Origin of the sequence: Pseudomonas sp. CK-NBRI-02 (assembly GCF_008124495.1) — a bacterium.
Lineage (GTDB): Bacteria > Pseudomonadota > Gammaproteobacteria > Pseudomonadales > Pseudomonadaceae > Aquipseudomonas > Aquipseudomonas guariconensis.
This window is the reverse complement of the sequence record NZ_VSJH01000017.1, coordinates 55847-75613: the sequence shown is the minus strand read 5'-3', so window position 1 is coordinate 75613 and position 19767 is coordinate 55847. Positions and strand designations below refer to the sequence as shown.

The following is a 19767-nucleotide window of genomic DNA, read 5'->3' as shown; positions in this document are numbered from 1 at the left end:
CCGGGAGAGCCGGCGCGCCCTTCTTCTTGCTTGTCGCTTGTGCTGCTTAGAACAGATCCATCGGCGCCGCTTCATCGGCCGGCAGCGGGCTGCCTGGTGCCGCACCGTTGCCCAGCTCGTCTACCGAAGGCGGGGAATCCTCGGCCTTGAAGAGCTCGAAATAGGCATTCGGAGTGCTTGGCGTGGCGGCGCGGCCGCTGACCGGATCGACCCGCAGGCTGAGGATGCCTTCCGGTTCGGCTGGGGCGTGCTCGGGCTTGCCTTTGAGCGCCGCGCCCATGAAGTTCATCCAGATCGGCAGCGCGGCGGTGCCGCCATACTCGCGCCGGCCCAGGGTCTCTGGCTGGTCGAAGCCAACCCACACGGTCGTCACGTAGTCGGCGTTGTAGCCAGTGAACCAGGCGTCTTTGGACTCGTTGGTGGTGCCGGTCTTGCCCGCCAGATCGTTTCGACCAAGGGCCAGGGCGCGGCGGCCGGTGCCGCGCTTGATCACGTCCTGCAGCATGCTGGTGAGAATATAGGTGGTACGACCGTCGACGATGCGCTCGGCCACGACCGGTGCCTGTGGCGCGGGTGCCATCTGGCCCAGTGTCGAGGGTGCTTCGCCTGGCAGCGGCTGGATGCTGATCGGCTGTTCCGGCGCGGCGATGCCGGCCTGGTCCTGACCCTCTTGAGGAACCCTCGCCGGATTGGCGGTGAACAGGGTTTCGCCGTTGCGGCTCTCGATGCGTTCGATCAGATAGGGGCTGATCTTGTAGCCGCCGTTGGCGAAAGTGCTCCAGCCCGTGGCGATTTCCATCGGCGTGAGGGTTGCGGTCCCCAGCGCCAGAGACAGGTTCGGCGGCAGGTCCTGCTTGTTGAAGCCAAACTTGGCGATGTAGTCGATGGTCTTGCCCACGCCCATCGATTGCAGCAGTCGGATCGAGACCAGGTTGCGCGACTTGTACAGGGCTTCGCGCATGCGGATCGGGCCGAGGAAGGTGTTGGTGTCGTTCTTCGGGCGCCAGACCTTGTCCAGGTACTCGTCGACGAACACGATCGGTGCGTCATTGACCAGGCTGGCGGCGGTGTAGCCGCTGTCCAGTGCGGCGCTGTAGACGAAGGGCTTGAAGCTCGAACCGGGCTGGCGCTTGGCCTGCATGGCGCGGTTGTAATTGCTCTGTTCGAACGAGAAACCGCCGACCAGTGCGCGGATGGCGCCGTTGTAAGGATCCAGAGTGACCAGTGCGCTCTGGGCACCAGGCACCTGGCTGAACTTGAGCTTGCCGTCTTCCAGGCGCTGCACACGGATCAGATCACCGACCTGGGCTACGTCGGCGGGCGATTGAGGGGAGCGACCCTGAGCATTGCTGTTGAGGAATGGCCGGGCCCATTTCATGGTGTCCCAGGCGACGTGCTCCTCTTCGCCACTGCGGGTCAGCACCTTCAGGCCGCTCTTGTCGACCTGAGTGACGATGGCAGGCTCAAGGCCCCCAAGGGTGCGCTGCTTGCTCAGCTCCTGCAGCCAGGCGGCGTGGGTCTTGCCAGGGAAACGCGATTCCGGGCCGCGATAGCCATGGCGCTCGTCATAGTCGGTCAACCCAGTGAGCACGGCCTTGTTGGCCATCTCCTGCATGTCGCTCGGCACCGTGGTGGTCACGCGGAAGCCTTCGGTGTAGGCATCGCTGCCATAGCGGCCGACCATTTCGGCGCGGGCCATTTCGGCGATGTAGGGCGCGTTAACCTCGGGTGTCGGGACGTGATAGCTGGCATTGAGCGGCTCGGCCAGGGCGGCCTCGTAGCTGGCCTGGTCGATCTTGCCGAGCTTGTACATGCGGCCCAGGATCCAGTCGCGGCGCTCCTTGGCGCGCACCGGGTTGGCCAGCGGGTTGAAGCGAGACGGCGCCTTGGGCAGGCCGGCGATCATGGCCATCTGGGCCAGGCTAATGTCGCGGATGGACTTGCCGTAGTACACCTGTGCAGCGGCTTCGATGCCGTAGGCGCGGTTGCCCAGGTAGATCTTGTTGACGTACAGCTCGAGGATTTCGTCCTTGGTCAGCTCGCGTTCGATCTGCAAGGCCAGGAGGATTTCATTGGTTTTGCGCGAGAAACTGCGCTCGCTGGTGAGGAAGAAGTTCTTCGCCACCTGCATGGTGATCGTGCTGCCGCCGGTCTGGATGTGGCCAGATTTCACCAGCTGGGTCGCGGCGCGCATCAGGCTGCTCGGATCGACCCCATAGTGATTGAGGAAATTGTCGTCCTCTGCTGACAGAAGCGCCTGGATGAACTGTGGGGGAATATCCGCGAAACGGATAGGCGAGCGGCGCATTTCGCCGAATTCCGCAATCAGCTTGCCGTCGCTGCTGTACACCCTCAAGGGGATCTGCAACTGGATGCTTCTGAGGGACTCGACCGAGGGGAGGCTGGGGCTAAGATACAGAAACGCACCGCTCACACCGAGTACGAGCGCGCAGATGACTGCGACGAAAGACCACCAGAAGAACTTCAGCAGACGTATCAAGGCTTTTGGGTGTCCAGGTTGGGAGTGGATTGCACGCGGTCCGGCGGACAGGAAAAAACGCTGGGCATTATAAGCATTTTTCGCTTTGCCGGGGCGACCGGCCGGCCTGGACGGTCGGCTCCTGTAGTGCGGCACTGCGACGATCTTTCAAGGAAGAACCATGCTTGGACGTTTCGGCAGGGATGCCGGTTCACTGCTGGGGGTGGAAATCGCCTCCGGTTCCGTTCGAATCCTTCAATTGCAACGGCGCCAGGGCGGCCATGCAGTCTGCGCCTGGGCCGTGGAGCCTTTCGAGGCGCCACCGGGGCACTGGACGGCACATCCTGATGTGGTGGCCAAGGCCTTGCAACGAGCCTGGCAGCGTAGTGGGTCTCGTCAGCGTAAGGCCGCAGTGGCGTTACCGGGCTCTGAGGTGATCTGCAAGGTACATCGGCTGCCGGCGCGATTGTCCGACAGCGAGATGGAGGCGCAGTTGCTGGCCGAGGCCGAGCGCCTGTTTCCGTTTCCATTGCAGGACCTCGCGCTGGATTTCCAGACGCTCGAGGCGGTGCCGGGGCCGGTCGATGAGGTGAGCGTGCTGGTGGGGGCTTGCCGCCACTGTCTGTTGGAGCCGTTGGAGCAGGTGTTCCACAGCGCTGGCTTGCAGTTGGTGATGGTCGAAGTCGACAGCCTGGCCTTGGCCCGCACGCTCGCCCCTGGCCGACTCACCGCAGCGGCGGTCCTCAGGATCGAGGCTGTTCGTGCCACCGTGCATACCTGGCCGGAGCCATTCATGCCTCAGCGTCTGGAGTTGCGCTTCGTGCCCGAGCAGGACCAGGCACAACGCCTCGAACGTATCGGGCACTGGCTGCGCAGTGCGCTGCCGGGAACATCCGTCGAATGCCTTCACGTCGCACCGTGCGATGTGCCGGAAGACGGCTGGCTGGAAAGGCTCGCGCAGCAACTGGCGATGCCATGTGAGTCGCTCTGGCCTTTCGCTGGCCTGGCGGTAGCGGGCCTGGCCATGGATTCCACGCTGTCGTGCAGGGAGGCTGGTGGCATGGCGCTAGCCTACGGACTGGCATTGGGAGGAGGGCAGTGATGCTGCGGTTGAACCTGCTTCCCTGGCGCGAACGGCAGCGCCTTGCGGCAGTTCGGCGCTTCAAGCTGGCCGTGCTCGCCAGTGGCCTGGTCGCCTTCTGCGGCGTGATGCTGCTCGACCATATGGCCCGTCAGCGTTTGCAGAGCCAGGAATTGGCCATTGCGCAAAGCCAGGCTTTGTTGCAAGAGCAGCAAGCGGAGCTCGCGCGCATCGATGGGCTGCGTGAGCGGCGAGAGGCCGTGCAGGCGCAAACTTCAGCCCTGGCTCGCCTGCGTGCCGATCAAGGTCTGCCTTTGGTGGTGTTCGCCGAGCTTGAGCGGGCCATGCCAGAGGGATTGAGCTTGAGCGAACTGACCTTGCAGGAAAATCGCGTGCAAGTGCTTGGGTTGGCGGCGTCCCCCGCTGTCCTGGCGCAGCTCATGCGCGCGCTCGAGCAATCTGCTGTCCTGCAGGGGCTGGAGCTAAAACGCCTTCGCAATGTGCCAGCGGGGGAAGAGTTCTTATTGTTGGCCCAGGTGCCGGTTTCGTGGTCATGACCTGGGCCGAGATGACCGACTGGCGGGAGTGGGGGATCCGTTCGCGGGGTTTCATTGCCGCGATTCTGGCGACGTTGATCGCCCTGGTGTTGCTTGCCGGGTGGTTCGGGCTTCTCCAAGGGCGGTATCGGACCTATCAGTTGGGCAAGGGCCAAGAGCAATCATTGAACTTGGCGCTGTCGGGCAATTCGCAGGCGCTGCACCTGCACGAGTCTGCCCGGCTGGCGCTGGACGATGCCACGCTGCAGTTGCGCGATGCGCGTTGGCGCCTGGCTGCGGGTGTGAACATGAGTGATCTGCTCGACGAGCTGACCAGTTCGGGACATGCCCATGGGTTGGTGTTCGAACAGCTCGATGTGGAGCAGGCGCGCGTGGAGACTGGCTACCAGATGGTGCCGCTGCGGGTAGAGGTCGTGGGGCGTTATGCCGCGCTGCGGATGTGGCTGGACGAATGGTTCGGCCAGGTTCGTCTCTTGCGGGCAACGAGCCTGCGGCTGGTCGACTTGCCCGAGCGTCCAGGCCTGCTGCGCCTGCAGGTGCAGGTCGCTTCGTATCACCCGGGCGAAGAACTGCCGGCACCGGCCTCGCTGGCCCATGAGCCGGCGAGGCCGGCGGCCCGCCCTCCGCGCGTGGACCTGTTCGTGCCCTGGTCGACTCAGGCCGCCGTGACGGGACTGGCTGGCGTGCCCCTGGATCAGTTGGAGATGGTCGGCAGCCTGTCGCAGGCTGGGCATCACCAGGCTCTGCTGTGGTCGGCTGGACGGTTGTATCGGGTGTGTTCTGGGGACCGTGTGGGGCGTAATGAGGGTGTCGTGGTACGGATCGATCGACACCAGATCGAGGTGCGCGAGCGTGTGTTCGTCGCGGGAGTGTGGCACGAGCGGTCGGTCTACCTGGCCATGGGAAAGCGGGTCAACAACGAGGTCATGGATGACGCTGAACAAACTGAAGATCGGCATGGTGATGGCAATGCTGTCGAGCCCGGCGGCGACAGCATCGCTTTATCGAGGTGAGCCGCTGTCCCTCAATTTCCAGGACATCGAAGTGCGCGCGGCGCTGCAGGTGCTGGCCGATCATGCAGGCATCAACCTAGTTGCCAGCGACACGGTACAAGGCAGTCTTACCTTGCGCCTGGAAGACGTGCCCTGGGATCAGGCGCTGGACCTTGTATTGCGCAGCAAAGGACTGGCCCGGCGCGAGGAGGGTAACGTTCTGGTGGTCGCGCCCATCGCGGAGCTGGCAGAGCAGTTTCGTGAAGCCCGGTCTGGGCAGGCGCTGGATGCGCAATTGCAGCCCATGCGGCGTGAGCTGCTGCCGATCCATCACGCCAAGGCGGCGGACATGGCAGAGTTGTTGTTGGCCGCGCTCGCCGACGAGGGCATTCTCACCGGGCGCGGCAGCCTGAGTGTCGACCCACGGACCAACACCTTGGTGGCCTACCAGCCGGCCGACCGACTCGCCGAGTTGCGGCGACTGGTGGGGCAGCTGGATGTGCCGGTGCGACAAGTGCTGATCGAGGCGCGGATCGTCGAGGCCAACGTCGATTACGAAAAAAGCCTGGGTGTGCGCTGGGGCGCGCCCCTGCAAGGCGATACCGCTCGTCTGGGAAAAGAACTGTTCGTCGACCTGGGTGTGGAGCGGGGGACGTCCGGCATTGGGTTGGGGGTGCTACGAGGCGGGACGCTGCTGGACTTGGAGCTCAGTGCCATGGAAAAGAGCGGAAACGGCGAGATCATCTCCCAGCCGAAGGTGGTCACCGCTGACAAGGAGACCGCGCGGATCATCAAGGGTACCGAGGTGCCTTACCAGGAAACCAGCAAGAGCGGCGCGACCTCCATCTCGTTTCGCGAGGCATCGTTATCGCTTGAGGTGACGCCGCAGATCACGCCCGATGGCAAAGTCGTGATGGCTGTCAGGGTGACCAAGGACGAGCCTGACTACGTCAATGCACTGAACAACGTCCCGCCCATCCGCAAGAATGAGGTCAACGCCAAGGTGCGGGTGGCGGACGGCGAGACGATCGTCATCGGTGGCGTTTACTCGACCACGCAAAACAATGTGGTCGACAAGGTGCCATTTTTAGGCGATCTGCCGTATGTTGGCAGGCTGTTTCGACGCGATGTATTACAAGAGAAAAAATCCGAGCTGCTGGTCTTCCTGACTCCGCGTATCATGAGTGACCAGGCGATTGCTGTGAGTCGTTGATTCTGTGCGAAATTTGATACTTGTGGGACCCATGGGCGCTGGTAAAAGCACCATCGGACGCCTATTGGCCAAAGAGCTGCGCCTGTTGTTCAAGGATTCCGACAAGGAAATCGAGCTGCGAACCGGCGCCAACATCCCGTGGATCTTCGACAAAGAAGGCGAGCCGGGCTTTCGTGACCGTGAGCAGGCCATGATCGCCGAACTCAGTGGCCTCGATGGCGTGGTCCTGGCGACCGGCGGCGGCGCGGTGATGCGTGAAGCCAATCGCAGGGCGCTGCGTGAGGGCGGACGGGTGATCTACCTGCACGCCTCGGTCGAGCAGCAGGTCGGGCGCACAGCGCGTGATCGCAACCGGCCACTGTTGCGCACTGCCAACCCGGAGGCGACCCTGCGCGCCCTGCTGGAAACCCGCGACCCGCTTTACCGTGAAATCGCTGACCTGGTGGTGGAAACCGACGAACGGCCGCCGCGCATGGTGGTGCTCGACATCCTTGAGCGCTTGCAGAAGTTGCCGCCCCGGTAAGCCGGGACTATTCTCGGCGACCAACGCCGAGGCGGGTTGAACGTTACCGCGCGGGGTCGCCTGGACGATGCCGCGCCCTAGTACATTGTGGGGATACATGCAGACATTAAAGGTCGACCTGGGCGAACGCAGCTACCCGATCTACATTGGCGAAGGCCTGCTGGACCAGCCCGAACTGCTGGCGCCGCACATTGCCGGACGGCAGGTCGCCATTGTCTCGAACGAAACCGTTGCCCCCCTGTATCTCGAACGTCTGAGCCGCACCCTCGGTGCCTACGCGGTATTGCCCGTGGTGTTGCCCGATGGCGAGGCCCACAAGAACTGGGAAACCCTGCAACTGATCTTCGATGCCCTGCTCACCGCCCGGCATGATCGCCGGACCACCGTGGTGGCCCTGGGCGGTGGTGTCATCGGTGACATGGCCGGCTTCGCCGCTGCCTGTTACCAACGCGGCGTCGACTTCATCCAGATACCGACTACCTTGTTGTCCCAGGTCGATTCCTCGGTGGGCGGCAAGACCGGTATCAATCATCCCTTGGGCAAGAACATGGTCGGCGCGTTCTATCAGCCCAACGCCGTGCTGATCGACACCGCCAGCCTAAAGACCCTGCCGGCACGCGAACTGTCGGCGGGCCTGGCCGAGGTCATCAAGTACGGCCTGATCTGCGACGAGCCGTTCCTGACTTGGCTTGAAGCCCACATCCATGACCTGCGCGAGCTGGAGCCCGTCGCGCTCACCGAAGCCATCCGCCGCTCGTGCGCGGCCAAGGCTGCGGTGGTTGGGGCTGACGAACGCGAATCCGGCGTGCGGGCCACGCTGAACCTCGGTCATACCTTCGGCCATGCCATCGAGACCCACATGGGTTATGGCGTTTGGCTGCATGGCGAAGCCGTGGCGGCCGGCACCGTGATGGCGCTGGAAATGTCCATGCGCCTGGGCTGGATCGACCAGGCTGCGCGAGATCGCGGCATTCGTCTGCTGCAGGCGGCCGGCTTGCCGGTGGTGCCTCCCCAGGAGATGACCCCTGAGCACTTCATGGAACACATGGCGGTCGACAAGAAGGTCCTCGACGGTCGCTTGCGCCTGGTGCTGCTGCGCCAGATGGGCGAGGCCGTGGTGACCGACGACTATCCGAAAGAGATTCTTCAGGCCACGTTGGCAGCGGATTACCGCGCAATCGTGGCCCAGCTTTGAGGTTGTGACAGCGCAATGACCAGTTTGCATGCCGATGAGGCGTTTCTCGACCACTATCAGTTGAGCCACGATCCGTTCGCGCCCCGTGTGCCCGGTTTCAAGTTCTTCCCCGCCCAGCGCAAGCCGGTGCTGGGCCAACTGCATCATCTGGCGCGTTATAGCCAGCTGATGCTGGTGGTCACAGGCCCTGTGGGCAGCGGCAAGACCCTGCTGCGCCAGGCCCTGGTGGCCAGCACCAACAAGCAGTCGGTGCAGAGCGTGGTGGTCTCGGCCCGTGGCGCGGGCGACGCGGCCAGCGTTCTGGCCCAGGTGGCACAGGCACTCAATGTCGCCAATGCCGAAGTGCAGACCATCCTCGCCCAAGTCGTGCAACTGGCGCTGACCGGGCAGGAAGTCTATTTGCTGGTGGACGATGCGGAACAACTCGACGAGTCGGCACTCCAAGCGTTGCTGGAGCTGGCGGCGGGTGTTCCGGAGGGCCGTCCGCACGTGTTCCTGTTCGGTGAGCCGTCACTGATCGCCGCACTGGAAGGGCTCGATGCCGACGGAGAGCGATTCCATGTCATCGAGCTTGCGCCCTACAGCGAGGAGGAAACCCGCGAGTACCTGGAGCAGCGTCTGGATGGCGCAGGCCGGGGCATCGAGGTGTTCACCCGTGAACAGATCGTCGACATCCATGAAAACTCCGACGGCTGGCCTGGCAACATTAACCAGGTCGCCCGCGATACCTTGATCGAAGCCATGATCGCTAGCCGTAGTACGGTGAAGCGACCATCCATGGGGTTCAATATGCCTAAGAAACACGTGCTCGCGCTGTCCGCTGTCGTCGTGGTCGCGGTTGCCGCGGCGGTCCTGATGCCCAAGAAGGGCGGTGACAAGCCTGCTGAAGCGCCTGCCGCCCAGGCCCAGTTGCCGCTGGGTGAAGGCCAGCCGGCCAATGCCCAGTCCAATAATGGTGGTCCAGCCATCGAGTTCTCCGGCTCTTCCCAGCCAATGCCACTGCCGCTGGTTGGGCAGTCGCAGCCGGTGATGCGCGAGCCGCTGGCCCAGGCGGCCGGCATGGGTGATGGCGAGGAGGGCGGCCCGGCCGGCAACACCGCACTGCAGCCGGCCAACCCGCCGACTGTCACGACCATCGCGCCGCCGCAAGGTGCCACCGCAGGCCCAGCCCCGGTACCGGCTCAGCCTGTCACCAGCGCGCCGGCCCAGAGTGTCGCCACCGCACCAGCCCAACCTGTTGCACCTGCGCCCAAGCCAGTCGCAACCCAGCCGGCCAAGCCGGTTGCACCTGCCAAGCCTGCCCCGGCGCCGACCCAGGTCGCCACCGCCAAGCCGGCTGCCAAGCCAACCGCTGGTGGCGCGGGCAATAGCGGCTGGTACAGCGGTCAGAAACCGGGCAATTACGTGGTGCAGATCTTCGGCACCAGCTCCGAGGCCTCCGCCCAGTCCTTCGTCAAAGCCCAGGGTGGCGACTATCGCTACTTCAAGAAGACCCTGCAGGGCAAACCCCTCTACGTGGTGACCTACGGCAACTTCGCCAGCCGCGATGCAGCGGTTGCGGCAATCAAGAACTTGCCAGCCAAGGTCCAGGCTGGTAAACCTTGGCCACGAACCGTAGGCAGCGTCCAACAAGAGCTGGCCACGGCCCGCTGACACCTTCCGGGCGGCTCCACCCTGCTGCCCAGTTGCCTGAGTTTCGATAAGCCTGCTGCGCCTGAGCGCGGCAGGCTTTTCTGTCCCGGACTGCCGGCCACAAGCCCTTTCTTGCAGTCATGGCTGAAACGCTTCAGACTCGAGCCAAGTCGTTACCACGGCGCATGGCGCAAAAACATTCAAAAATGCGACATAAGTTTTCAGTGATGCGTCATGAAAATTTGTGGGCGTTGCTGTCCCTGTGCAACAATGGTTTCCCATTGCCCACCGCAAAAAGCTGGCATTCGATCGGCGTGGATGGTAAGTGGTTGTACTAAAAAGAGATTTGCCTTGGTTGAGAGGCGAACCTGGTGAGAAAGTGTCTATGAAAACAGGTCTGTACCATCCCGAAGAATTCAAGGACAACTGTGGTTTCGGCCTGATCGCCCATATGACGGGCGAGGCGAGCCACCATCTTCTGCAAACCGCCATGCAGGCGCTGACCTGCATGACCCACCGCGGCGGAATCAACGCCGACGGCAAGACCGGCGACGGTTGCGGTCTGCTCATGCAGAAGCCCGATCAATTCCTGCGTGCCGTGGCCCAGGAACACTTCGCCGTCGAGCTGCCCAAGCAGTACGCCGTCGGCATGGTGTTCTTCAATCAGGACCCGGTGAAGGCCGAAGCGGCCCGCGCCAACATGGATCGCGAGATCATCAATGCTGGCCTGAAGCTGGTCGGCTGGCGCAAAGTCCCGATCGACACCAGCGTGCTTGGCCGCCTGGCCCTGGAGCGCCTGCCGCAGATCGAGCAGGTCTTCATCGGCGGCGAAGGCCTGAGCGACCAGGAGTTCGCCATCAAGCTGTTCAGTGCCCGTCGTCGCTCGTCCGTGGCCAATGCCCACGACGCCGACCACTACATCTGCAGCTTTTCGCACAAGACCATCATCTACAAAGGCCTGATGATGCCGGCGGATCTTTCCGCCTTCTATCCGGACCTGGGCGATGAGCGCCTGAAAACCGCGATCTGCGTGTTCCACCAGCGCTTCTCCACCAACACCCTGCCGAAATGGCCGCTGGCGCAGCCATTCCGCTTCCTCGCCCACAATGGCGAGATCAACACCATCACCGGCAACCGCAACTGGGCTATCGCCCGTCGCACCAAGTTCGCCAACGATCTGATCCCCGACCTCGAAGAGCTCGGCCCGCTGGTCAACCGCGTGGGTTCGGACTCCTCGAGCATGGACAACATGCTCGAGCTGATGGTCACCGGCGGCATCGACCTGTTCCGCGGCGTGCGCATGCTGGTACCGCCAGCCTGGCAGAACGTCGAGACCATGGACGCCGACCTGCGCGCGTTCTATGAGTACAACTCCATGCACATGGAGCCGTGGGACGGCCCGGCCGGTATCGTCATGACCGAGGGCCGCCACGCGGTCTGCCTGCTGGACCGCAACGGCCTGCGTCCGGCACGCTGGGTGACCACCAAGAACGGCTACATCACCCTGGCCTCGGAAATCGGCGTCTGGGACTACAAGCCCGAGGATGTGCTGGCCAAGGGGCGCGTTGGCCCGGGCCAGATCTTCGCCGTGGACACCGAAACCGGCCAGATTCTCGACACGGACGCTATCGACAATCGTCTGAAGTCGCGCCATCCCTACAAGCGCTGGCTGCGTCAGCACGCCCTGCGCATCCAGGCGACCCTGACCGACGACCAAGGCGTGGCCAGCTATGACGCTGACCAGCTCAAGCAATACATGAAAATGTTCCAGGTCACCTTCGAGGAGCGTGACCAGGTGCTGCGTCCGCTCGGTGAGCAGGGCCAGGAAGCGGTCGGCTCTATGGGCGACGACACGCCGATGGCCGTGCTGTCCCAGCGCGTGCGCTCGCCGTACGACTTCTTCCGCCAGCAGTTCGCCCAGGTAACCAACCCGCCGATCGACCCGCTGCGCGAGGCGATCGTCATGTCCTTGGAGATCTGCCTGGGCGCCGAGCGCAACATCTTCCAGGAATCCCCCGAGCATGCCTCGCGGGTAATCCTCAGCTCCCCGGTCATCTCGCCTGCCAAGTGGCGTTCGCTGATGAACCTGGAGCGCGAAGGCTTCGATCGCCAGCTGATCGACCTCAACTATGAAGAGAGCGTCGGCCTGGAAGCGGCCATCCGCAACATCGCCGACCAGGCCGAGGAAGCCGTACGCAGCGGCAAGACTCAGTTGGTGCTGAGCGACCGCTACATTGCCCCAGGCAAGCTGCCGGTGCATGCCTCCCTGGCGGTCGGTGCGGTACACCATCGTCTAACCGAGCAAGGCCTGCGCTGCGACAGCAACATCCTGGTCGAAACCGCCACCGCCCGTGACCCGCACCACTTCGCCGTGCTGCTGGGCTTCGGTGCCTCGGCCGTCTACCCCTACCTGTCCTATGAAGTGCTGGCCGACCTGATCCGCACCGGCGAGGTGCTGGGCGACCTGGATGAAGTGTTCAAGTACTACCGCAAAGGCATCTCCAAAGGCCTGCTGAAGATCCTGTCGAAGATGGGCATCTCCACCATCGCCTCCTACCGCGGCGCCCAGCTGTTCGAAGCCGTGGGCCTGGCCGAGGAAGTGGTCGGCCTGAGCTTCAAGGGCGTGGCCAGCCGCATCAAGGGCGCACGCTTCGTGGACCTTGAGAACGACCAGAAGCTGCTGGCGGCCGAAGCCTGGAGCGCGCGCAAGCCGATCCAGCAGGGCGGCCTGCTCAAGTTCGTCCACGGCGGCGAGTACCACGCCTATAACCCGGATGTGGTCAACACCCTGCAAGCAGCAGTGCAGAAGGGCGACTACGCCAAGTTCAAGGAATACACCACACTGGTCGACCAGCGTCCGGTGTCGATGATTCGCGACCTGCTCAAGGTCAAGCTGGCCGAGCAGCCGTTGGCGCTGGATCAGGTCGAGCCGCTGGAGGACATCCTCAAGCGCTTCGACTCCGCGGGCATCTCCCTCGGCGCCCTGTCGCCGGAAGCCCACGAGGCCCTGGCCGAGGCGATGAACCGCCTGGGCGCGCGCTCCAACTCTGGCGAGGGCGGCGAAGACCCGGCCCGCTACGGCACCATCAAGAGCTCGAAGATCAAGCAGGTGGCCACCGGCCGCTTCGGCGTCACCCCGGAATACCTGGTCAACGCCGAAGTGCTGCAGATCAAGGTGGCCCAGGGCGCCAAGCCCGGCGAGGGCGGCCAGCTGCCTGGCGGCAAGGTCAACGGCCTGATCGCACGGCTGCGCTATGCCGTGCCGGGCGTCACCCTGATTTCGCCTCCTCCGCACCATGACATCTACTCGATCGAAGACCTGGCCCAGCTGATCTACGACCTCAAGCAGGTCAATCCGCAGGCGCTGGTGTCGGTCAAGCTGGTGGCCGAGGCCGGCGTGGGCACCATCGCCGCTGGCGTGGCCAAGGCCTACGCGGACCTGATCACCATCTCCGGCTACGACGGTGGCACCGGCGCCTCGCCGCTGACCTCCATCAAGTACGCAGGTGCGCCGTGGGAGCTGGGCCTGGCCGAGACCCACCAGACCCTGCGCGGCAACGACCTGCGTGGCAAGGTGCGGGTACAGACCGACGGTGGCCTGAAGACTGGCCTGGACGTGATCAAGGCGGCCATCCTTGGCGCCGAGAGTTTCGGTTTCGGCACCGCGCCGATGATCGCCCTAGGCTGCAAATACCTGCGTATCTGCCACTTGAACAACTGCGCTACCGGCGTTGCCACCCAGAACGACAAGCTGCGCAAGGACCACTACATCGGTACCGTCGACATGGTGGTGAACTTCTTCACCTTCGTCGCCGAGGAAACCCGTGAGTGGCTGGCCAAGCTGGGCGTGCGTAGCCTGGGCGAGCTGATCGGGCGTACCGATCTGCTCGACATCCTGCCAGGCGATACCGAGCGCCAGCAGTACCTGGACCTGTCGCCGCTGCTGGGCAGCTCGCACATTCCGGCCGACAAGCCGCAGTTCTGCGAAGTCGACAAGAACCCGCCGTTCGACAAAGGCGAGCTGGCCGAGAAAATGGTCGAGATGGCCCTGCCGGCGATTCGCGATCTTTCCGGTGGCGAATTCAGCCTGGACATCTGCAACTGCGACCGTTCCATCGGCGCGCGTATCTCCGGTGAGATCGCCCGCCTGCACGGCAATCAGGGCATGGCCGGTGCGCCAATCACCTTCCGCTTCAAGGGCACTGCCGGCCAGAGCTTTGGCGTGTGGAACGCCGGTGGCCTGAACCTGCACCTGGAAGGGGATGCCAACGACTACGTGGGCAAGGGCATGACCGGCGGCAAGCTGACCATCGTGCCGCCTGCCGGCAGCCCGTTCGAAACCCAGCACAGCGCCATCGTCGGCAACACCTGCCTGTATGGCGCCACTGGCGGCAAGCTGTTCGCCGCTGGCACCGCGGGCGAGCGCTTCGCTGTGCGTAACTCCGGCGCCCACGCTGTGGTCGAGGGTACCGGCGATCACTGCTGTGAATACATGACCGGCGGCTTTGTCTGCGTCCTGGGCAAGACCGGTTACAACTTCGGTTCTGGCATGACTGGCGGCTTCGCCTACGTGCTCGACATGGACAACACCTTCGTCGACAAACTCAACCACGAGCTGGTGGAAATCCAGCGCATCAGTGGTGAGGCGATGGAGGCCTACCGCAGCCATCTGGCGCGGGTCCTTGGCGAATACGTGGAAGAGACCGGCAGCGAGTGGGGGCGCGAGCTCTCGGAGAACCTGGACGACTACGTGCGTCGCTTCTGGTTGGTCAAGCCCAAGGCCGCCAACCTCAAGCAACTGTTGTCCAGCACCCGTGCCAACCCGCAGTAAAAGCAGCTGCAAGTGGCGAGCCTCGAACTGCAAGTTGAAGCGGTTCGAGGTTCGCCCGGCTTAAGTGATCGTCTTGCGGCTTGCAGCGCTTAGCTTGCAGCTGCTGTTAAGAGGTTTTGAAAAATGGCTGAACGTCTGAACAACGACTTCCAGTTCATCGAAGTGGGCCGTAAGGACCCTAAGAAAAAACTGCTGCGCCAGCGCAAGAAGGAGTTCGTGGAGATCTACGAACCCTTCAAGCCCCAGCAGTCGGTCGAACAGGCACACCGTTGCCTGGGTTGCGGCAACCCGTATTGCGAGTGGAAGTGCCCGGTGCACAACTTCATCCCCAACTGGCTGAAGTTGGTCTCCGAAGGCAATATCCTGGCGGCGGCGGAGCTGTCGCACCAGACCAACACCCTGCCGGAAGTGTGCGGCCGTGTGTGCCCGCAGGACCGCCTGTGCGAGGGTGCCTGCACCCTCAACGACGGCTTCGGCGCGGTGACCATCGGCTCGGTGGAGAAGTACATCACCGACACTGCCTTCGCCATGGGCTGGCGCCCGGACATGTCCAAGGTCAAACCGACTGGCAAGCGTGTCGCAGTCATCGGTGCAGGCCCGGCGGGCCTGGGCTGCGCCGACGTGCTGGTGCGTGCGGGCGTGACTCCGGTGGTGTTCGACCGCAACCCTGAAATCGGTGGCCTGCTGACCTTCGGTATCCCCGAGTTCAAGCTGGAAAAGACCGTGCTGAGCAATCGCCGCGAAGTCTTCACCGGCATGGGCATCGAGTTCCGCCTGAACACCGAGGTGGGCAAGGACATCACCATGGAACAACTGCTCGCCGAATACGATGCAGTGTTCATGGGCATGGGTACCTACACCTACATGAAGGGCGGTTTCCCAGGCGAGGACCTGCCGGGCGTGCATGACGCGCTGGACTTCCTGATCGCCAACGTCAATCGCAACCTGGGCTTCGAGAAGTCGCCGGAAGACTTTGTCGACATGCAGGGCAAGAAGGTGGTGGTGCTTGGCGGTGGCGACACCGCGATGGACTGCAACCGCACCTCGATCCGCCAAGGTGCCAAATCGGTGACCTGCGCCTATCGCCGCGACGAGGCCAACATGCCGGGTTCGCGCCGCGAGGTGAAGAACGCCAAGGAAGAGGGCGTGAAGTTCCTCTATAACCGTCAGCCCATCGCCATCGTCGGCGAGGACAAAGTCGAAGGCGTGAAGGTGGTCGAGACCCGTCTTGGCGAGCCGGATGCCCGTGGCCGTCGTAGCCCTGAGCCGATTCCAGGCTCCGAGGAAATCTTGCCGGCCGATGCCGTCGTGATCGCGTTCGGCTTCCGTCCGAGCCCGGCGCCGTGGTTCGAGCAGTTCGACATCCAGACCGACAGCCAGGGCCGCGTGGTGGCACCGGAGAAGGCCAAGTTCAAACACCAGACCAGCAACCCGAAAGTGTTCGCCGGTGGCGACATGGTGCGCGGTTCGGATCTGGTGGTGACGGCGATCTTCGAAGGCCGCACTGCAGCTGAAGGCATTCTCGACTATCTCGGCGTCTGATCCGTCAGTGGGGCTGCTTTGCAGCCCTATCTCGGCCAAAGCCGCTCCCACAGGTACAGCAAGGTCTCGATAAGGATGTGAGACGTGTGGACCTAGGCGACGAAAGGCCGCCCCCGAAGCATTTTTGTATACAAAAATGCTTGATCTACGGCACTCAATAGACAAAACGCATGGCCTTGGCCGTGCCTTTTGTGTCGGCGTCTGAGAAAATGCCCGCACTTTTTTGCTGGATGCCGACATGACTGCCCTGAAGAACGATCGTTTCCTGCGTGCACTGCTCAAGCAACCCGTAGACGTCACCCCGGTCTGGATGATGCGCCAGGCCGGTCGCTACCTCCCGGAGTACCGCGCCAGCCGCGCCAAGGCCGGGGACTTCATGAGCCTGTGCATGAACCCGCAGTTCGCCTGCGAGGTCACCTTGCAGCCGCTGGACCGCTACCCGCTGGACGCGGCGATCCTCTTCTCGGACATCCTCACCATCCCCGATGCCATGGGCCAAGGCCTGTACTTCGAGACCGGCGAAGGCCCTCGCTTCAAGAAGGTCATCAGCACCCCGGCCGACATCGAAGCGCTGCCGATCCCAGATCCGCACAAAGACCTTGGCTACGTGATGGATGCCGTCAGCACCATCCGCCGTGAGCTCAACGGCCGCGTACCGCTGATCGGCTTCTCCGGCAGCCCTTGGACCTTGGCCACCTACATGGTCGAAGGCGGTTCGTCCAAGGACTTCCGCAAGACCAAAGCCATGCTCTACGACAATCCCCAGGCCCTGCATCTGCTGCTGGACAAGCTCGCCCAGTCGGTCACCAGCTATCTCAACGGCCAGATCCAGGCCGGCGCCCAGGCCGTGCAGATCTTCGACACCTGGGGCGGCAACCTGTCGGCGGCGGCCTACCAGGAATTCTCCCTGGCCTACATGCGCAAGATCGTCAGCGGCCTGATCCGCGAGCACGAAGGGCGCAAGGTGCCCGTTATCCTGTTCACCAAAAACGGCGGCCTGTGGCTGGAAAGCATCGCCGAGGCCGGCGCCGACGCCTTGGGCCTGGACTGGACCTGCGAGATCGGCGATGCCCGTCGCCGGGTCGGTGACAAGGTCGCTCTGCAGGGCAACATGGACCCGACTGTGCTGTATGCCAAGCCCGAAGCCATCCGCAAGGAAGTGGCGCGGATCCTGGCAAGCTATGGCCATGGCAGCGGTCATGTGTTCAACCTGGGCCATGGCATCACGCCTGAAGTCGACCCGGAACACGCTGGTGCGTTCATCAACGCCGTGCACGAGCTGTCGGCGCAATACCACGCTTGAGTTGAGTATGGCCGCCTGCATCTGCTGATGCAGGTGTGCCAGCGGCTGCCTTGCAGCCGTCGCAAGGCCGAACAGCTCCAGGCCAGGGTCGAATTGGCGCTGGAGCCGGTTTGCGCGGTTTCAGGCAGGGGTCTTGGAAGGCAACCGGCTCAAATGCAGGGCCACCAGCAACGCCACGACCAACAGGCTGCCGATGAACAGGCCGATGCCGTTCCAGCCGGCCTGGTGCCAGAACACGCCACCGGCGGTGCCGGCGATGCTCGAACCTGCGTAGTAGCTGAACAGGTACAGCGACGAAGCCTGGCCCTTGGCCTTGAGCGCCCGGCGTCCTATCCAGCTGCTGGCCACCGAGTGGGCGCCGAAAAAGCCGAAGGTGAACACCAGCATGCCCAGGATCACCATCACCAGCGGGCTGGTCAGGGTCATCAGCAGCCCCGCGGCCATCACCACGATACTCGCCCAGAACACCTTGCGCCGACCCAACCTGTCGGCCAGGGCGCCGACCTGCGCGGAGCTGTAGATACCTGAGAGGTACACCACCGAGAGCAGGCCGACCAAGGCTTGGTTCATGTGGTAGGGCTCGGCCAGCAGGCGATAGCCGATGTAGTTGAACAGCGTGACGAATGCACCCATCAGCAGGAAGGCTTCGAGGAATAGCCAAGGCAGCCCGGCGTCCTTGAAGTGCATGACGAAGCCATCCAACAGGCTGCGCGGATTCAGCGGCTGGGAGCGGAAGTTACGCGACTCGGGCAATACCTTCCAGAACACCAGCGCCGCCATCAACGCCAAGCCGCCGATGACCAGCATTGCCGTGTGCCAGCTGACGAAGTCGATCAGCACGCCCGTGATCAACCGACCGCTCATGCCGCCAATGGCATTGCCGCCGATGTACAGGCCCATGGCCAGACCGATGTGTTGCGGGTGGATCTCTTCGCTCAGGTAGGTCATCGCCACGGCCGCCAGGCCGCTCAGTGACAGGCCGACCAAGGCGCGGGTAGCGAGCACCAGCTCCCAGCTAGGCATCACTGCGCTGGCCAGCGTCGCAAGCGCCGCGCACAGCAGGGCGAAGACCATGACCGGCTTGCGCCCGATGCGGTCCGAGATTGGCCCTGTGACCAGCAAGCCGAAGGCCAGTGTGGCGGTGGAGACCGAGAGCACCAGACTGCTTTGCGCCGCATTGATGGAAAACTCCCGCGACAACAACGGCATCATCGGCTGCACGCAGTAGAGCAAGGCAAAGGTGGCGAAGCCGCCGCTGAACAAGGCCAGTACGGTCTTCATGAAGGCGGGGGTGCCTTTCTCTATCCAAGCGTCGTTCAGGACGGGGTCAGGCTCAAGGGATAGCGGGGCGACGGCGGATTTCACGGCAGGGTACCTCGGGGCGCGGGGCCGGCGTTGCGATGGAAAAAAGCATATAGCTGGCTAATGATTAGATCCAATATATTGTTCGACCTGTTTAATAGGTTCTGCGACTGATTCGGAGGCTTCATGGAACTGCGCCATTTGCGGTATTTCATCGCCGTGGCTGAAGAACTGCATTTTGGACGCGCGGCCCAGCAACTGGGGATTTCCCAACCACCTTTGAGTCAGCAGATCCAGGCCCTGGAGCAGGAGCTTGGCGCGCGCCTGTTCGAGCGCACCAATCGGCGGGTGGAACTGAGCGAGGCCGGGCGCTTGTTTCTCGAAGAGGCGCGTCAGGTCCTGGCGCAGGTGGAGAAGGCTGCCGATGTCGCCCGGCGGGCGCAGTTGGGCGAGTTGGGCGAAATGAAGATCGGCTTCACCTCATCGGCCCCCTTCACGTCAAAAATCCCCAAAGCATTGCATGCGTTCCGCCAGCGGTTTCCGGCGGTACACCTGAGCCTTCGGGAGATGAGCAGTCGGGATGTGGCCGAGGCGGTGTTCGACGAGTCCATCGAAGTCGGCCTTATGCGGCCGATGCCCTTGCCGGAGGGGTTGGTCGCCACCGAGTTGTTCAGCGAGCCGCTGGTGGCGGTGATCAATGCCTCTCATCCGCTGGCCCAGGGCAATGAGCAGGGGCTGTATATGGAAGCCTTGGCCCATGAGCCCTTCGTGTTCTTTCCGCGTAGCTACGGCAGTGGCCTGCATGCGCAGTTACTGAGCCTGGCGCGCCAGGCTGGGTTCAGCCCGCATTTTGCCCAGGAGGCAGGGGAGGCGATGACCATCATTGGGTTGGTGTCGGCGGGGTTGGGGGTGTCGGTATTGCCGGCGTCGTTCCAGCGCATGCGCATCGACGGGGTGGTCTATCGCACATTGCTGGACGAGGGCGCGATCACGGCGGTATGGCTTGTCCAGCGCCAGCTCGGCGGATCGGCCATGGCCCGTGCCTTTGCCGAGTTGTTGACGCAGCAGGTACTGGATTGAGGATGAATGCGGTCTGCGGTGCTGTTCGCGGGTAAAC

The 19767-nt window shown here is 63.4% G+C and carries 13 protein-coding genes; 11 read left to right on the top strand and 2 right to left on the bottom strand.

Features of this window, described 5'->3' with window-relative positions:
* Positions 1-46 precede the first annotated feature (46 nt).
* Positions 47-2497: a penicillin-binding protein 1A gene (locus DQ397_RS13685; protein WP_372240767.1), complete on the bottom strand. Its 2451-nt coding sequence runs from the start codon at positions 2495-2497 to the stop codon at positions 47-49.
* 163 nt (positions 2498-2660) lie between these two features.
* Between DQ397_RS13685 and pilM the strand changes: the two genes are divergently transcribed.
* The 10 genes from pilM (at position 2661) to hemE (ending at position 17348) form a co-directional block, all read left to right on the top strand.
* On the top strand, positions 2661-3581 hold the full coding sequence (gene pilM / locus DQ397_RS13680) for a type IV pilus biogenesis protein PilM (protein WP_052352414.1): 921 nt from the start codon (positions 2661-2663) through the stop codon (positions 3579-3581).
* Positions 3581-4117 carry a PilN domain-containing protein gene (locus tag DQ397_RS13675; RefSeq protein WP_043208588.1) on the top strand — a complete coding sequence of 179 codons (537 nt, stop codon included), beginning with the start codon at positions 3581-3583 and terminating at the stop codon, positions 4115-4117. Before pilM ends, DQ397_RS13675 begins: the two co-directional genes overlap by 1 nt.
* The gene (locus DQ397_RS13670; RefSeq protein ID WP_238556597.1) at positions 4114-5130 is read left to right on the top strand and encodes a pilus assembly protein PilP; all 1017 of its coding nucleotides are present in this window, start codon (positions 4114-4116) and stop codon (positions 5128-5130) included. The genes DQ397_RS13675 and DQ397_RS13670 overlap by 4 nt, the downstream gene beginning before the upstream one ends.
* Positions 5087-6322, top strand: coding sequence for a secretin N-terminal domain-containing protein (locus tag DQ397_RS13665; protein WP_324724953.1), 1236 nt, complete (start codon positions 5087-5089; stop codon positions 6320-6322). The genes DQ397_RS13670 and DQ397_RS13665 overlap by 44 nt, the downstream gene beginning before the upstream one ends.
* 4 nt (positions 6323-6326) lie before the next feature.
* The gene (gene aroK / locus DQ397_RS13660) at positions 6327-6845 is read left to right on the top strand and encodes a shikimate kinase AroK (protein WP_043208585.1); all 519 of its coding nucleotides are present in this window, start codon (positions 6327-6329) and stop codon (positions 6843-6845) included.
* A 97-nt stretch (positions 6846-6942) separates the two neighbouring features.
* A complete protein-coding gene (gene aroB / locus DQ397_RS13655; protein WP_043208583.1) occupies positions 6943-8040 on the top strand; it encodes a 3-dehydroquinate synthase in 1098 nt (365 codons plus the stop codon).
* 15 nt (positions 8041-8055) lie between these two features.
* Positions 8056-9693 (top strand): AAA family ATPase, encoded by a 1638-nt coding sequence (locus tag DQ397_RS13650; RefSeq protein WP_043208580.1) that lies wholly within the window; start codon positions 8056-8058, stop codon positions 9691-9693.
* A 364-nt stretch (positions 9694-10057) separates the two neighbouring features.
* Positions 10058-14503 (top strand): glutamate synthase large subunit, encoded by a 4446-nt coding sequence (gene gltB / locus DQ397_RS13645; protein WP_043208577.1) that lies wholly within the window; start codon positions 10058-10060, stop codon positions 14501-14503.
* A gap of 123 nt (positions 14504-14626) precedes the next feature.
* Positions 14627-16045, top strand: coding sequence for an FAD-dependent oxidoreductase (locus tag DQ397_RS13640; RefSeq protein ID WP_043208574.1), 1419 nt, complete (start codon positions 14627-14629; stop codon positions 16043-16045).
* A 238-nt stretch (positions 16046-16283) separates the two neighbouring features.
* Positions 16284-17348 (top strand): uroporphyrinogen decarboxylase, encoded by a 1065-nt coding sequence (gene hemE, locus DQ397_RS13635; protein WP_043208573.1) that lies wholly within the window; start codon positions 16284-16286, stop codon positions 17346-17348.
* 120 nt (positions 17349-17468) lie between these two features.
* Here hemE and DQ397_RS13630 read toward each other — a convergent pair whose 3' ends face one another.
* Positions 17469-18629: an MFS transporter gene (locus tag DQ397_RS13630; RefSeq protein ID WP_372240766.1), complete on the bottom strand. Its 1161-nt coding sequence runs from the start codon at positions 18627-18629 to the stop codon at positions 17469-17471.
* Between the two features lie 207 nt (positions 18630-18836).
* On the opposite strand from DQ397_RS13630, the gene DQ397_RS13625 reads away from it, so the two are divergent.
* The gene (locus tag DQ397_RS13625) at positions 18837-19730 is read left to right on the top strand and encodes a LysR family transcriptional regulator (protein WP_043208570.1); all 894 of its coding nucleotides are present in this window, start codon (positions 18837-18839) and stop codon (positions 19728-19730) included.
* Positions 19731-19767: the final 37 nt, after the last annotated feature.

Excerpts from the sequence above, each read along its gene's own strand:
- DQ397_RS13640 (WP_043208574.1), top strand. The coding sequence starts at position 14,627 with ATGGCTGAACGTCTGAACAACGACTTCCAGTTCATCGAAGTGGGCCGT.
- DQ397_RS13675 (WP_043208588.1), top strand. The coding sequence starts at position 3,581 with ATGCTGCGGTTGAACCTGCTTCCCTGGCGCGAACGGCAGCGCCTTGCG.
- gltB (WP_043208577.1), top strand. The coding sequence starts at position 10,058 with ATGAAAACAGGTCTGTACCATCCCGAAGAATTCAAGGACAACTGTGGT.
- hemE (WP_043208573.1), top strand. The coding sequence starts at position 16,284 with ATGACTGCCCTGAAGAACGATCGTTTCCTGCGTGCACTGCTCAAGCAA.
- DQ397_RS13670 (WP_238556597.1), top strand. The coding sequence starts at position 4,114 with ATGACCTGGGCCGAGATGACCGACTGGCGGGAGTGGGGGATCCGTTCG.
- DQ397_RS13625 (WP_043208570.1), top strand. The coding sequence starts at position 18,837 with ATGGAACTGCGCCATTTGCGGTATTTCATCGCCGTGGCTGAAGAACTG.
- DQ397_RS13650 (WP_043208580.1), top strand. The coding sequence starts at position 8,056 with ATGACCAGTTTGCATGCCGATGAGGCGTTTCTCGACCACTATCAGTTG.
- aroB (WP_043208583.1), top strand. The coding sequence starts at position 6,943 with ATGCAGACATTAAAGGTCGACCTGGGCGAACGCAGCTACCCGATCTAC.
- DQ397_RS13630 (WP_372240766.1), bottom strand. The coding sequence starts at position 18,629 with ATGAAGACCGTACTGGCCTTGTTCAGCGGCGGCTTCGCCACCTTTGCC.
- DQ397_RS13665 (WP_324724953.1), top strand. The coding sequence starts at position 5,087 with ATGCTGTCGAGCCCGGCGGCGACAGCATCGCTTTATCGAGGTGAGCCG.
- pilM (WP_052352414.1), top strand. The coding sequence starts at position 2,661 with ATGCTTGGACGTTTCGGCAGGGATGCCGGTTCACTGCTGGGGGTGGAA.